This is a genomic window from Streptococcus sp. 27098_8_113 (assembly GCF_041432545.1).
In the GTDB taxonomy this organism is placed as follows: Bacteria; Bacillota; Bacilli; order Lactobacillales; family Streptococcaceae; genus Streptococcus.
In genome coordinates this window covers 26,223-39,377 of record NZ_JAPVZU010000008.1, presented here as the reverse complement: position 1 = coordinate 39,377, position 13,155 = coordinate 26,223, and the positions used below count along the sequence as shown (strand labels likewise).

15 protein-coding genes are annotated in these 13,155 nt (G+C 44.5%); 8 read left to right on the top strand and 7 right to left on the bottom strand.

Features of this window, described 5'->3' with window-relative positions; translation table 11 throughout:
* Nucleotides 1-15: 15 nt before the first annotated feature.
* Together O3644_RS05910 and O3644_RS05905 are read left to right on the top strand one after the other, a co-directional pair.
* Nucleotides 16-1,278, top strand: coding sequence for a carbohydrate-binding domain-containing protein (locus O3644_RS05910; protein WP_371595294.1), 1,263 nt, complete (start codon nucleotides 16-18; stop codon nucleotides 1,276-1,278).
* 105 nt (nucleotides 1,279-1,383) lie between these two features.
* Entirely contained in the window at nucleotides 1,384-2,634 is a 1,251-nt protein-coding gene (locus O3644_RS05905) for a S41 family peptidase (RefSeq protein ID WP_371595293.1), read from the top strand.
* A gap of 39 nt (nucleotides 2,635-2,673) precedes the next feature.
* On the opposite strand, the gene O3644_RS05900 is transcribed toward O3644_RS05905, so the two are convergent.
* From O3644_RS05900 to O3644_RS05880, 5 genes are all read right to left on the bottom strand, one after another.
* Entirely contained in the window at nucleotides 2,674-3,627 is a 954-nt protein-coding gene (locus tag O3644_RS05900) for a S66 peptidase family protein (protein WP_371595292.1), read from the bottom strand.
* Nucleotides 3,628-3,694: 67 nt separating this feature from the next.
* Nucleotides 3,695-4,309, bottom strand: a complete 615-nt coding sequence (locus O3644_RS05895; RefSeq protein ID WP_314043728.1) for an HAD family hydrolase — start codon at nucleotides 4,307-4,309, stop codon at nucleotides 3,695-3,697.
* Nucleotides 4,310-4,381: 72 nt separating this feature from the next.
* On the bottom strand, nucleotides 4,382-5,281 hold the full coding sequence (locus O3644_RS05890) for a DUF4097 domain-containing protein (protein ID WP_371595291.1): 900 nt from the start codon (nucleotides 5,279-5,281) through the stop codon (nucleotides 4,382-4,384).
* On the bottom strand, nucleotides 5,274-5,873 hold the full coding sequence (locus O3644_RS05885) for a DUF1700 domain-containing protein (RefSeq protein ID WP_371595290.1): 600 nt from the start codon (nucleotides 5,871-5,873) through the stop codon (nucleotides 5,274-5,276). The genes O3644_RS05890 and O3644_RS05885 overlap by 8 nt, the downstream gene beginning before the upstream one ends.
* Nucleotides 5,860-6,186 carry a PadR family transcriptional regulator gene (locus O3644_RS05880; protein ID WP_371595289.1) on the bottom strand — a complete coding sequence of 109 codons (327 nt, stop codon included), beginning with the start codon at nucleotides 6,184-6,186 and terminating at the stop codon, nucleotides 5,860-5,862. Before O3644_RS05880 ends, O3644_RS05885 begins: the two co-directional genes overlap by 14 nt.
* 265 nt (nucleotides 6,187-6,451) lie before the next feature.
* Between O3644_RS05880 and O3644_RS05875 the strand changes: the two genes are divergently transcribed.
* From O3644_RS05875 to O3644_RS05850, 6 genes are read left to right on the top strand one after another with little or no spacing between them, the layout of a single operon-like run.
* Complete coding sequence (locus O3644_RS05875) at nucleotides 6,452-6,583, top strand: teichoic acid D-Ala incorporation-associated protein DltX (RefSeq protein ID WP_005591428.1); 132 nt, start codon at nucleotides 6,452-6,454, stop codon at nucleotides 6,581-6,583.
* A 20-nt stretch (nucleotides 6,584-6,603) separates the two neighbouring features.
* Complete coding sequence (dltA, locus tag O3644_RS05870; protein WP_371595288.1) at nucleotides 6,604-8,154, top strand: D-alanine--poly(phosphoribitol) ligase subunit DltA; 1,551 nt, start codon at nucleotides 6,604-6,606, stop codon at nucleotides 8,152-8,154.
* Nucleotides 8,151-9,395, top strand: coding sequence for a D-alanyl-lipoteichoic acid biosynthesis protein DltB (dltB, locus tag O3644_RS05865; RefSeq protein WP_247950925.1), 1,245 nt, complete (start codon nucleotides 8,151-8,153; stop codon nucleotides 9,393-9,395). Before dltA ends, dltB begins: the two co-directional genes overlap by 4 nt.
* A gap of 22 nt (nucleotides 9,396-9,417) precedes the next feature.
* Entirely contained in the window at nucleotides 9,418-9,657 is a 240-nt protein-coding gene (gene dltC / locus O3644_RS05860; RefSeq protein ID WP_005591431.1) for a D-alanine--poly(phosphoribitol) ligase subunit DltC, read from the top strand.
* Complete coding sequence (dltD, locus tag O3644_RS05855; protein WP_268731584.1) at nucleotides 9,650-10,921, top strand: D-alanyl-lipoteichoic acid biosynthesis protein DltD; 1,272 nt, start codon at nucleotides 9,650-9,652, stop codon at nucleotides 10,919-10,921. Before dltC ends, dltD begins: the two co-directional genes overlap by 8 nt.
* Before the next feature lie 24 nt (nucleotides 10,922-10,945).
* The gene (locus tag O3644_RS05850; protein ID WP_247950927.1) at nucleotides 10,946-11,425 is read left to right on the top strand and encodes a GNAT family N-acetyltransferase; all 480 of its coding nucleotides are present in this window, start codon (nucleotides 10,946-10,948) and stop codon (nucleotides 11,423-11,425) included.
* A 31-nt stretch (nucleotides 11,426-11,456) separates the two neighbouring features.
* On the opposite strand, the gene O3644_RS05845 is transcribed toward O3644_RS05850, so the two are convergent.
* Nucleotides 11,457-12,284, bottom strand: a complete 828-nt coding sequence (locus tag O3644_RS05845; RefSeq protein WP_045500014.1) for a Cof-type HAD-IIB family hydrolase — start codon at nucleotides 12,282-12,284, stop codon at nucleotides 11,457-11,459.
* Between the two features lie 41 nt (nucleotides 12,285-12,325).
* A complete protein-coding gene (locus tag O3644_RS05840; protein WP_048765741.1) occupies nucleotides 12,326-13,072 on the bottom strand; it encodes a DeoR/GlpR family DNA-binding transcription regulator in 747 nt (248 codons plus the stop codon).
* Nucleotides 13,073-13,155: the final 83 nt, after the last annotated feature.

Here is a 13,155-nt window from a genome sequence, read left to right as displayed (position 1 = left end):
AGAAAGAGGCCAATCATGAAAACAGGCAAGAAAAAAATATTTCAGAAAATAAAACTAATGGTGCCCCTAGCGCTTATGACTGTTAGCTTGGGGGCCTGTAGCTTGACCAGCCAGTCCAGCACTCCTACGAGTGCTAGTGCCACGACCACTCAAACGGCTACCAGTACGACAAAGACAGATACATCTAGCTATTTCACGGATCGTGATCAGGATGCTTCTTATGATGAGTCGACAGTGACCAAGATTAGTTTGAGCGGCTCCACTGCCAAGACATCTGGTGACGGAGCCAGCGTTTCTGGCTCAACGGTGACCATTACGGCAGCTGGAACCTATGTCCTCTCTGGCAGCAGTGAAAATGTGCAGATTGTTGTCAAGGCTGGCGATCAAGATAAGGTGCAAATCGTCTTGGATGGTGTGACCATGACGGGAACGGATGCAGCGATTGTGGTAGAAAATGCAGATAAGACCTTCATTACCCTAGCTGAAGGCAGCAAGAATAGCATTTCTGACTCAGCCAATCACACCAATACTGACTACGATGCGGCCATTTATAGTAAGGACGACTTGACCTTTAACGGCTCAGGCAGTCTGATCATCGAAGGAAAATATGGTAATGCAGTCGAATCTAATGATGACCTGCGTATCACAGGCGGGACTTATACGATTAAAGGCTACAAGAATGGCTTGTCAGCCAATGATGCCATCAACATCAAGGAGGCTAGTCTGGATATTACCGCGACGGAGGATGCCATCCACGCAGATAATGACGAGGACACTTCGCTCGGAAATCTCTATATCCAGTCAGGTACCATTACGATTAATGCTGGTGATGACGGTCTTCATGCCAGCAATGCAGCGGTGATTGACGGCGGAACGATCACAGTCAAGTCCAGTGTCGAAGCTTTAGAGGGAACAAATGTCACGATTAACGGTGGTACACTTGATCTTTATGCGACGGATGATGGAATCAATGCAGCTAGTACAGCGACTGGGGCTGAGATTTTCATCAAGATTACTGGTGGTGACATCAAGGTTGAGGTCGGCCAAGGCGATACAGACGCCCTTGACTCTAACGGCGATATCATCATGACAGGCGGAAACCTAGCTATCACGTCCACTGTGTCTGCCTTTGACTTTGATGGTAAGGCTACCTATACGGGCGGGACCATCACGGTTAATGGGCAAACCCGAACCGAAATCACAGCCGACGGACCTGGCGCTGGTGGACCCGGTGGCGGCAGTGCCCCAGGCGGCCAAGGCGGTTTTGGTGGACATTGATTAGAAAAAATCTAAGCAGAGATTGTGCTTAGATTTTTTTGTTTAAATCGGCATAAAATGTACAAAAATGATATACTAGTCTCAATAATGACAAGGAGTAATACGATGAGAAAAACGGCTATTTTTGAAGATGTTGTTTCGATTATGACCCAAGATTCGGCAACTAAAAAGGATATTGCCGGTGCGGATCCGACTGGTTTTCGCGAATGTATTTCAGACGATATGAGTGAAAAGGACTTTCTTTATCAGGTTCAGACTTATCTAGCTAGCTTCGGAGTTATCGGCCACATAGCTTTTCGGGAGAAATATGCTAAGCCAAAAGGTTTTGTTCTACGTTCAACAATCCAAGGACTTTATGTTGAGCAGGCTAATGCAGATACGAATTTACAGGCGGGCGATCAAATTGTGAAACTGGATGGACAGCATCTAGAAGAATTTTATAGGATGCACCGAGCGTATTTTACCAGTTCAACGCCCGAGCGAAACTACCGTGAGTGGAGCGAGTTGATTTCAAAAGCTAGGCAAGTGACTGTTTTGCGAGCAGGAGTAGAGCAAATCCTTTCAGTTGAACCTAGCCAGAATCCTATAGAGAGCCGATTTGAATGGAAAGAGTTAGAAAAGGGTGTTATTTATCTCCGTTTGGATGACTTTAGGAACGAGAAAGCCATCAACAAACTCTATCAGGAAGCACAAGATACTATCAAGAGGGCTGCTTGTCTGGTGATTGATGTTCGTCAAAATACTGGCGGGATGGACTCGCTGTATTTTCCCCTGCTCCACTATGCTCTTTCTGAGGGGCAAGTCTATTCTGACTTGGACTGGACTGATGAAGGGATGGAAATTCTCTACACAGAGCGGAATGTCGACCTGCGTTTGAAAGATTTTGAAGCCTACGTGCAGCAGGAAGGGATTAAGCAGGAGACGAAGGATTTGTTGGAGATAATCATGCAAGACCTGCAGGCCAATCGGGGCAAAGGCTATGTCAAATTTGGAGGCGAGGACAGGGAAATGTTTTCTAATGTGAAAGGAGGAAGCCATCCTGAGAAGATTTTTGTCTTGGCAGATGTCTACTGTGCTTCGTCGGGAGACAATTTTGTCCAGATGATGAAATGGTTTCCTAAGGTGACGGTTCTGGGGCGCCCGACTCTTGGAATACTAGATTATTCCAACTGCTGTCAGGTAGATTATGGTGATTATAGTTTGAACTTTCCAACTTCACGCGCTCTAGCACTTGATAAGGGACAGGGGATGACAGACAAGGGGATTGAACCAGACATCCTTATTCCCTGGACAGTTGAGCATCTGGAGCGGGATGTGGATTTGGAGCGCTGTTTAGAGATGATTCATGACTTTTAGATATCAAAAACGACCTTTTGTTTGGAGGTCGTTTCTTGTTTATTCATCAATTCTGATCAACATCGTCTCCGTATCCACGGTCACTTGAGCACCGATGGTAATGGTAAAGAGTGGCTGAGTATGGGCAAAGTCCAAGTCATAAAGAACGGGAATTTGTTTGAGAATCGGATGTTTATCCAAGATATAAAAGAGCAGCTCCTCTGTCATCTGGCATTCTTTTGGAAAGCGGCCGATGAGAAGGGCCTGTGGGTTGGGATAGGCCTGAAGGAGGGCGGCAAGATTGCGGTCAAATTCCACATAATCATCTTCCTCCGCCTCTTCAACAAAGAGGACATAGTTTTCATCTGTTGGGGCATAGGGTGTTCCGCGCAGAAGTGAGAAGGTGGAGAGATTACCGCCGATAACAGTGGCTTGGGCTTGTCCGTGATGATAGACTTTCCACTCCGTTTCATGGAAGGTCAGTGGCGCATCGGGCAGATACCAAGCATTGTCGCCCCATTTTTCACTAGGAGTCAATTCATAAGAAGTCTGGCTGACGGCCTTGAGCCAGCTCTCGGTCTGATAGTCCTGCAGGGCATCCATCTTAAAGCTAGAGTAGGACGGTCCCATGTAGGTTTTCATACCAGTCTTACTATAGATAGCGTTGAGCAAGGCTGTTGTGTCTGAGTAGCCGCAGAAAATCTTAGGATTACTAGCAATCAATTCAAAGTCCAGATAGGGCAGGAGCTCATTGCAGTTAAAACCTCCGATAGTGGCCAGAATAGCATCAACGGAGTCATCTGAGAAGGCAGCATGAATGTCTGCCACCCGGCTTTCGATGGAGGCAGAACCTAACATATCATTTTCTAGATAATGCTCCGAAAAAGACACGGTAAATCCTAGCTTTTCCAAGCGCTCCTTGGCGACTAGATTGGCCTCAAAGCCTCCAATGTGTTCGATTGACGACGAGGGGCTGACGACCCGAATGTGCATGCCAGGTGTGAGTTTTTTCATGAGGACCTCCTTGTGGTAAATTTTATAGAGTATCATAACATAAAGGTTATAGGAAGTAAAGGTGGGGTTAGAGAATTTTTAGCAAGTCCGATAAGGAATTTATAGTAAAATCAGGTTCTTCTGACGGTGATTGGATTGGACTATATGCACTAAATCCTTGTTTTATCCAAATAGTTTTCATGCCTAATGCCTTAGCTGGCACAATATCATTATCAAGTCTGTCACCAATCATAATAGCAGGTGAAGCAGAACATGAAGCTTGTTGAAGGGCTAGTTGAAAAATTTCAGAACTAGGTTTGGAAAATCCACAGTCAGCTGATGAGATAATCAGATCAATCCATTGACTGATAGCAAACTTTTCTAATCGCTCCTCTAAGCCGGGTAGTTGATTAGCGATAATACCTATTTTATAGCGATTATGTAGTATTTCTAAGACCGTTTTTGTATCTGGGTAAAGTGTTTCTAGTTCAGAGTTCCATTTCGGACGTTCTAGACCAAACTCTTGTAACGCTATTAAATCTCCCTTTTGCCCCTCTTTAAATGATAGTAGCATCCGCTGATAAAATGCATCATAAGTGATATTTGTTCCTGCAATTGCTTGTTCAATCCTATCTTGATAAGCTTTCTCTTCATTAATTAAAGTAGAACCAATATCAAAAAATATCCATTTATAATTTGTCATTTGAAACACCTCTCTATCTTATTTTACCATTTTGACCATAAAAAACGGAACCAATCAGGCTCCGTTCTATTTTTAATGACTAATCTCAATGCTGCCGGTGCTGGTGCGGGCGGTCAGCTTGGCTTGAGCCTGTTCATTGGTATGAATGACCCGATCGCCTATGAAGTCCTCTCGGTCGTAGCTGGTCTGTATATCCTTGGGCAGTTCAATGTCACCTAGGTCTGTTTGCAGGTCTAGTGAGATGGCTTTGTAGGTCTCTTCGGCGAGATGGAGATCGATGGAGCCATTGTCGCTGGACATGTTGATGTTGCCCTTGAGAATCAGTTTATCACTAGTGATACTACCGTTGGAGAGACTGATTTGAGTATCGGTCAGGCTGGTTTGGACTAGCTCGATGCTACCGTTAGCACTTTCAATGCTACCGCTCTTAATTTGGCTCTGACTGAGTTCGATAGAGCCATTGCTGAGATCGGCTTTTAATTTTTTGATTGTCAGGTCATTGATTGATAGGCTGCCATTAGCTAAACTGGCCTTGACCTGCTCCAAGTTCCTTCCCTTAGGTAGGCTTAGAGTGATTTGTTGAGTCCTTTCTAATTCTCCATCTATCAAGCCCAGTAAAGAGCGTAGACCACTGCTAATGTTGATAAAAGATCTGGCTTCCTGAATGTATAAACTTCCGTTTTTAGCTTTAGTAGCTACTTTTTCAGTTATCTTGCCGTCTCCTTGATAATAGGTCAAGTGAACCTTATCATCGGGCGATTCTCCAATTACGACCGAGCGATTGTTGAGCTCTAGGTCTAGGGAATGGATATTATCATAGGTTTCTTCTTGCTTGGCCATCTTGGCGCTGGAAACGGAGCTCCTTACTAGATCCTGCAGACCTCCACTGGCCAGGCCTACTAGTAACAGGCCTAGACCCAGCAGACAGGTAGTAATCGCAATGCTGAACACGGTTTTTCTTACTTTAAACATGACGGCCTCCTTTCTGGGCCAAGGCTTGGGCGAGTTTGACAAAACTCAGTTTGATAAAGCGAAGGATAGGATCAATGCTGAGATAGAAGAGTCCAGCAAGTCCGAAGGCTAAGAGGCTCATCCCCAAACTAAGGGCAAAAGCAGGAATAGAAGTGCCCATGCCGAGAGTCAGGCTGTCCCAAATCAGACTAGCCCCTAGGAGAAGCATAGCAAAGGTAAAGACGACCATGACAAAAGCAAGGACACTGACGAGGAGGAAGAAAGTGAAAATCAAAGTCAAAGCCAAAATTAATAGAGGAATTGCTAGTGGAGCCGCCAAGATGGACAGAATAGCAACCTGGACGATCTGCTTACTATTTTTGACGGAGCTAGCTTCTTGGCTATCTTCTTCTATTTTCTTGTCCAGAAGATTGATGATAATCTCGTGAGCCGCTTCTTTGGGGCTGCCCAGCTCAGCTATAGCTGCTGCCTCTCCCTCTGGACCGACCTCGTCAAAGTACTCGGTGAAGTAGTCCATGGCTTCTTGATAGTCTTTTGCTGGCAACTTTTTTAAATATTTTTCTAGCTGGGCTAGATATTCAGTTCTTGTCATGGCGAACACTCCCTTCGATAATGCCCTTAATCATGCTGGCATAAAGCTCCCATTCATTTTTGAGGCTGACCAGTTGTTTCTGACCTGTTGGGGTCAGAGAATAATATTTTCGTTTTCGACCTTGATATTCCTGAGAGTAAGTCGCTAAATACTGACTCTTTTCCAATTTTTTCAGGATAGGATAAAGCGTGGACTCCTTAATATCGGCAATGAGCTTGATAGTCTGGCTAATCTCGTAGCCATAGGAATCTTCTTTATCTAAAATCGCTAAAATCAGAAATTCTATCAGGGTAGAAGATGTAGGGAAATACATGCACTACCTCCTATATATAAAAATATTATATATAAACTTTCTACATATAGGATAACCCCTTTTGAACAAAAAGTCAAGTAATATATAGAAATTTCACTTATAGATTTTGAAAAGGATTTCACCCTTGAAAGATAAGGGAAGTAACTCTTTTTCTCCTTATTTCCTTACAAGAACTTTACACAATTGATAGCTTTTATATTGAAATCTTTCTCTATAAAATGGTAAAATAATCTATGTCTATCTAAAAAAGATAAGAGTGAATGAAATGACGAAATATAAGACGATTTATAAGTTTGTAGGGCAGACATTGCTATACTTTGTGATTTTCGTAGCCCTGCTTTATTTCTTTAGTTATCTTGGTCAAGGTCAAGGTGGCTTTATCTACAATGAATTTTAATGTAAGAGAGTACTATACACATGTCAAATACAGCAATTACAGATATGATTGAAGCGATTGAGCACTTTGCTCAGACGCAGCCAGATTTCCCTGTCTACAATGTCCTAGGACAAGTTCATACTTACGGAGATCTAAAGGCTGACTCCGATGCACTGGCAGCCAAGATTGATAGCTTGGGGCTGGCTCCCAAGTCACCAGTGGTTGTTTACGGTGGTCAGGAATATGAAATGTTGGCTACTTTTGTGGCCTTAACCAAGACTGGTCATGCTTATATTCCTATTGATAGTCATTCAGCCTTGGAGCGCGTGACTGCTATTTTGGAAGTAGCTGAACCAAGCCTGATTATTGCCATTGCGGATTTTCCGCTGGCTGATACAGATGCAGCCATTCTCAGTCTGGAAGAGGTTCGAGCGGCTTACGCAGAAAAGACTGCCTATGAGATGAGCCATCCTGTCAAGGGTGATGATAATTACTACATCATCTTTACTTCTGGTACGACTGGCAAACCTAAGGGTGTGCAAATCTCTCATGATAACCTGCTCAGCTTTACCAACTGGATGATTACAGACAAGGAATTTGCGACACCCAGCCGTCCGCAAATGCTGGCGCAACCGCCTTATTCTTTTGACTTGTCAGTTATGTACTGGGCACCGACTTTGGCGTTGGGAGGGACTCTCTATGCCCTGCCTTCTAGTCTGACTCAGGACTTCAAGCAGCTATTTGAAGCGATTCTTAGCTTGCCTGTAGCAATCTGGACTTCTACACCGTCCTTTGCGGATATGGCCATGCTTTCGGAAGATTTTAACAGCCAAAAGATGCCAGGTATTACGCATTTTTACTTTGATGGGGAGGAGCTGACAGTCAAGACAGCTCAGAAATTGCGGGAGCGTTTCCCTGAGGCTCGTATTATCAATGCTTACGGCCCAACCGAAGCAACAGTGGCTCTGTCTGCAGTTGCTATCACAGATGAGATGTTAGCGACCCTCAAGCGTCTGCCAATCGGCTATACCAAGGAAGATTCTCCAACCTTTGTCATCGATGCAAATGGGCAAAAATTGCCAAATGGTCAGCAGGGCGAAATCATTGTCTGTGGACCAGCCGTATCCAAGGGCTACCTCAACAATCCTGAAAAGACAGCTGAAGCCTTCTTTGAATTTGAAGGGCTGCCAGCCTATCATACAGGCGATGTGGGTACGATGACTGATGAAGGCCTCCTACTCTACGGCGGTCGTATGGACTTCCAGATTAAGTTTAACGGCTATCGCATCGAGCTAGAGGATGTGTCTCAAAACCTCAACAAATCCAAGTATATCGAGGCGGCAGTAGCAGTGCCACGCTACAATAAGGACCACAAGGTTCAAAACTTATTGGCCTACGTTATTTTGAAAGACGGTGTTGCGGAGCAATTTGACCGCGAAATCGATATTACCAAGGCTATCAAAGAGGATCTACAGGATATCATGATGTCTTATATGATGCCATCTAAGTTCCTCTATCGGGAATCTCTGCCCCTAACACCAAACGGCAAGATTGATATCAAGGAGCTGATTAGTGAGGTCAACAAGTCATGATGGATTTCTTGAAACAGCTTCCTCATCTGGAGCCTTACGGAGACCCACAGTATTTCCTTTATCTTATCTTGGCTGTTTTGCCAATCTTTATCGGACTTTTCTTTAAGAAACGCTTCTCGGTCTACGAAGCCTTAGTTAGCTTGGCTTTTATCGTCTTGATGCTGACAGGTCCTAGTCTGGCGCAGCTCTATGCCCTGCTCTTTTATGTTGTCTGGCAGACGGTCTGGGTCTATTCTTATAAATTCTACCGCAAAAAGCAGGACAGCAAGTGGATATTTTATTTGCATACAGCATTGGCGGTTCTGCCCCTATTCTGGGTTAAGGTCGAGCCAGCTATTAGTGGCCATCAATCACTCTTTGGCTTTTTGGGAATTTCCTATTTGACCTTCCGCTCAGTTGGTATGATTATTGAGCTGAGGGATGGCGTGCTGACTGATTTCAGCCTCTGGGAATTCCTCCGCTTTATGCTCTTTATGCCCACTTTTTCTAGTGGTCCTATTGATCGTTTCAAGCGTTTCAATGAAAATTATCTCCAGATACCAGAGCGCGATGAGCTTCTAGATATGCTGGAGCAGTCGGTCAAGTATATCATGCTGGGCTTTCTCTATAAGTTTGTACTGGCTCATATCTTTGGCCACATGATTTTAGGGCATGTCAAGACCTACGCCCTCTATACTGGCGGTTTCTTCAATCTGGGAACGCTAGGCGTCATGTATGTCTTTGGTCTGGATCTCTTCTTTGACTTTGCTGGTTATTCGATGTTTGCGGTGGCCATTTCCAATCTTATGGGCATCAAGAGTCCTATCAACTTTGACAAGCCTTTTGTTTCACGCGATTTGAAGGAATTCTGGAATCGCTGGCACATGAGCCTGTCCTTCTGGTTCCGAGACTTTGTCTTTATGCGTCTGGTCATGGTGCTCATGCGCAACAAGGTCTTTAAAAACCGCAATACGACTTCCAGTGTAGCCTATATAATCAATATGTTGGTCATGGGCTTCTGGCATGGTGTGACCTGGTACTATATCGCCTATGGTCTTTTCCACGGTCTGGGTTTGGTGGTCAATGACGCTTGGCTCCGTAAGAAAAAGACCATCAATAAAGAGCGTAAAAGCAAGGGACTGCCAGCCCTGCCTGACAACAAGTGGACCCAAGCACTGGGGGTTGTTATCACCTTCCATGTTGTCATGTTCTCATTCTTGATCTTCTCAGGATTTTTGAATGACCTTTGGTTTAAAAAATAAAATGTAAAACGAGGAAACTATAATGGATGTAAAAGCAGAAGTAATTGAAATTATTGACGAATTATTTATGGAAGATGTTTCGGACATGATGGACGAGGACTTGTTTGATGCTGGCGTTTTGGACAGCATGGGGACAGTAGAGCTGATTGTTGAGCTGGAAAACCGTTTTGATATCCGCGTGCCAGTATCAGAATTTGGTCGCGATGACTGGAATACAGCCAATAAAATCGTTGAAGGTGTAACGGAGCTTCGTAATGCTTAAACGACTCTGGCTGATTCTGGGGCCGGTCTTCTGCGCCTTGGTCATGGTCGCCCTGCTCTTTTTCTTCTATCCGCTTGAGAAAAAGCACGATGTGGAAGCAGAGAAGCGGGCAGCTGTGACCCTTACAGCAGAAACGTTCAAAAGCCGTAGCAAAAAAATGACGGCCCTGACAGATCAAGATACCCGTTTTGTGCCCTACTTTGGCTCCAGCGAATGGCTGCGCTTTGACAGCATGCACCCAGCTGTTTTGGCCGAGAAGTATGACCGCAATTACCGACCTTATTTTCTAGGGCAGCGGGGGGCGGCTTCGCTCAACCAATATTTTGGGATGCAGCAGATGACCTCTGAGCTGGAAAATAAGACGGCTGTCTATGTCGTTTCTCCGCAATGGTTTACTAAAAAAGGCTATGATGCAGCAGCTTTTCAGCAGTATTTCAATAGCGACCAGCTAGCTGGCTTTCTCAGTTGGCAGGACGGTGGCGTAGGCGCTCAGTATGCGGCCCAGCGGCTTTTGCAGCTCTATCCCAACATTGCTATGGGGGATATTGTCAGGAAAGTGGCCGATGGAAGCCAACTGACTTCTTTTGAGCAGCAGTATATCCATACTATGAGCCGGATTTATCAGCGGGAGGATGCATTTTTCAGTACATTTGCTGCTGGTAATAATGGCAACTATGACACGAAGGTTTTACCTCAGCTTTCCCGTCTTCCAGATGAATTCTCCTATGAAGAATTGGAAAAACTGGCTACTGCAGATGCTGTCAAGCAGACCAATAACAATGATTTAGGGATCGATAACGACTTTTATAAGAAGCGTTTGGCTAGAAAAATCAAGAAGTTCAAAGGATTCCAATCCAAACAGTCTTACGAAAAGTCTCCTGAGTACAATGATTTGCAGCTAGTTTTGGAACAATTTGCCAAATCAAAAACCAATGTCATCTTTGTCATTCCACCGGTCAATGCCAAATGGATGGCCTATACTGGACTGAGCGAAGAGATGTACCAGCGGACAGTTGAGAAGATTAAGTTCCAGCTGGAGAGTCAAGGCTTTACAAATATTGCTGACTTTTCTAAGGACGGCGATAAGCCTTACTTCATGCAGGACACGATCCACATGGGCTGGAATGGTTGGCTGGCCTTCGACAAGGCTGTCGATCCTTTTGTGTCTAATCCTCAACCTGCTCCGAATTATCAGATCAATGAAAAATTCTTCAGTAAGGAGTGGGCTAATTACACGGGTAACTACGAGGAATTTGTCAAATAAGAATGCAAGCTGAAAGGAGAAGTCATGATTCGCTTGGCGGAAATGCAAGATATACCAGCAATTTTAGCAATTTTTGAGCAGGCTAGGGAGTTTATGCGGACTATGGGAAATCTCAGTCAGTGGCCAGCTTCCTATCCGAATCGTCAGCTGGTAGAGGAAGATATTCGGGTAGGTCACTGCTATGTCTTTGAAGAGGCTGGGCAAGTTGTTGGAACCTTTGCGTTCATCATCGGACCAGATCCAACCTACCAAGAGATTGAAGGTGCTTGGCATTTTTCAGAGCCTTACGGTACAATCCATCGTATCGCTTCAAATGGACAAGTAAAGGGTCTGGCTCATCAATGTTTTGACTTTTGCTTGCAGCAGATTCCTTATCTCCGCATCGATACGCATGAAGATAACCATCCGATGCAGTCAGCCATTCGCCGCTACGGTTTTAGCCAGTGTGGTACGATTTATTTGCCAGATGGCAGCCCTCGCCTTGCCTATGATTACCATCAATAAAAAAATCTGCTCAAGGGCAGATTTTTTTGCATTATAGTAAAACATATTCCTCAATAACTTTGGCGACCCCATGCTGGTTGTTGCTTTTAGTGACGACTGTTGCCTCAGCTTTAACTGCTTCAGGGGCATTGCCCATGGCAACTCCCAGACCAGCCAGTCGCAGCATTGGAAGGTCATTGAAGTTGTCTCCAATCGTCATGACCTGCTCCAGCGGAATCTGGTAGTGTTTGGCCACTTCTAGAAGGGCCTGCTCTTTTGACACCTGTTTATGTGTGACTTCCAAATAGTTGTCCTTGGACAGGTAGAAGGCTGTATTTGGAAAATCTATCGTTTGCAAGTAGGCATGGAGCTGCTGGATAACAGCTGCTTCATCAATCAACAGCAGCTTATGGGCTGGAATGAGCATATCTAGAACGGGCAGTAGAACATTTTGAATAAGAGGCTGCTCACCTGTAATCTCGGCTTCAATCTGCACCCACTTGTCCAAACGGTCAGCAATCCAATCTTTGCCAGAGTAGAGATTGATGGAAACACTAGGAAACTTAGTTTTGACCAACTCCAGAAAAGTGCGAATTTCTTTTTTATCCAATGGATGCTCGATAATGGTCTCGTAATTTTGCGGATCACCCTTGATGACCAGAGCACCGTTGTAGCAGGCTAGTGGGTTATCACCCAGTCCCAGCTTGCGCGCAATTGGCTCCATGCCCAGAGGAGAGCGGGCAGAGGCTAGAACAAAAGGGATGTTTTCTTTTTTTAGCAAGGGAATCTGCTCCCTCAGCTGCGGATCTACTTGGTGCTGGTCATCGAGAATTGTGCCGTCAATGTCGCTGATAATCAAACGAATATCTTGCTTGGTCATGGTTGCTTCCTCCATAAGCTACAAAATGAAATCTTGTCGAGCTAGTAAATAATGGTGACTTTCCCAGCCAGAAGAGCTTCTAGCTCAGGGCTAGGTTTTTGATCGGTGATCCAGTAGTCAAAATCGCTGATATTTCCTAAAATATAGGTTGATTCTTTCTTAACTTTGGCCTGCTCGGCCAGCAGAATCTTTGTCTTGGCCTGTTTGAGAGCTAGCTTCTTCAGATAGGCATCTTCCTGATCTTCAAAGCTGATTTGGCCATTTTTCAGCCCTGCAGCTCCGATAAAAGCTAGATCAAAAGAAATATCTCTGAGCAGCTCGGCTTCATTGAGGGCGTAGTAAAAACGATTTCTCGGATAGAACTTCCCACCTAAAAGATGGAAAGCAACCTGCTCTTGGTCACTCAGCATGATGGCATTATCCAAAGAATGAGAAAAAATTGTCATCGGTTGCTGAACTTTCTGAGCCAGCTTAAGAACCACCGTCGACACATCAAAGAAATTGACCTGATTGGGTTTGAGAAAGTCCAGAGCCTTGTGAGCAATGGCCTTTTTTTCTTGGTTTAGTTGGCCGACACGGTCGTTGAAAGAGGGAATTTGCCGACTAGTTTCTAAAGGAATAATCCCGCCATGGGTGCGCTGGACTAGTTTTCGCTCGCTCAAAATTGAAAAATCACGGCGAATAGTGTCCTTAGAAACCTGAAAATAATCCACCATGTCCTTAGCTGCCAGTTGTCCTTTGTCCTCTAAAAGTTCCAGCATTTTTGAAAGCCGCTGCTCTTGATACATCTTTTTCATCCTTTCTGCTTCTTTATAAGTTCATTATAAGTCATTTTATAAGTATATGCAAGTATTTATAATGAAATATAAGT

Excerpts from the sequence above, each read along its gene's own strand:
- O3644_RS05910 (WP_371595294.1), top strand. The coding sequence starts at position 16 with ATGAAAACAGGCAAGAAAAAAATATTTCAGAAAATAAAACTAATGGTG.
- O3644_RS05905 (WP_371595293.1), top strand. The coding sequence starts at position 1,384 with ATGAGAAAAACGGCTATTTTTGAAGATGTTGTTTCGATTATGACCCAA.
- O3644_RS05900 (WP_371595292.1), bottom strand. The coding sequence starts at position 3,627 with ATGAAAAAACTCACACCTGGCATGCACATTCGGGTCGTCAGCCCCTCG.
- O3644_RS05895 (WP_314043728.1), bottom strand. The coding sequence starts at position 4,309 with ATGACAAATTATAAATGGATATTTTTTGATATTGGTTCTACTTTAATT.
- O3644_RS05890 (WP_371595291.1), bottom strand. The coding sequence starts at position 5,281 with ATGTTTAAAGTAAGAAAAACCGTGTTCAGCATTGCGATTACTACCTGT.
- O3644_RS05885 (WP_371595290.1), bottom strand. The coding sequence starts at position 5,873 with ATGACAAGAACTGAATATCTAGCCCAGCTAGAAAAATATTTAAAAAAG.
- O3644_RS05880 (WP_371595289.1), bottom strand. The coding sequence starts at position 6,186 with ATGTATTTCCCTACATCTTCTACCCTGATAGAATTTCTGATTTTAGCG.
- O3644_RS05875 (WP_005591428.1), top strand. The coding sequence starts at position 6,452 with ATGACGAAATATAAGACGATTTATAAGTTTGTAGGGCAGACATTGCTA.
- dltA (WP_371595288.1), top strand. The coding sequence starts at position 6,604 with ATGTCAAATACAGCAATTACAGATATGATTGAAGCGATTGAGCACTTT.
- dltB (WP_247950925.1), top strand. The coding sequence starts at position 8,151 with ATGATGGATTTCTTGAAACAGCTTCCTCATCTGGAGCCTTACGGAGAC.
- dltC (WP_005591431.1), top strand. The coding sequence starts at position 9,418 with ATGGATGTAAAAGCAGAAGTAATTGAAATTATTGACGAATTATTTATG.
- dltD (WP_268731584.1), top strand. The coding sequence starts at position 9,650 with ATGCTTAAACGACTCTGGCTGATTCTGGGGCCGGTCTTCTGCGCCTTG.
- O3644_RS05850 (WP_247950927.1), top strand. The coding sequence starts at position 10,946 with ATGATTCGCTTGGCGGAAATGCAAGATATACCAGCAATTTTAGCAATT.
- O3644_RS05845 (WP_045500014.1), bottom strand. The coding sequence starts at position 12,284 with ATGACCAAGCAAGATATTCGTTTGATTATCAGCGACATTGACGGCACA.
- O3644_RS05840 (WP_048765741.1), bottom strand. The coding sequence starts at position 13,072 with ATGTATCAAGAGCAGCGGCTTTCAAAAATGCTGGAACTTTTAGAGGAC.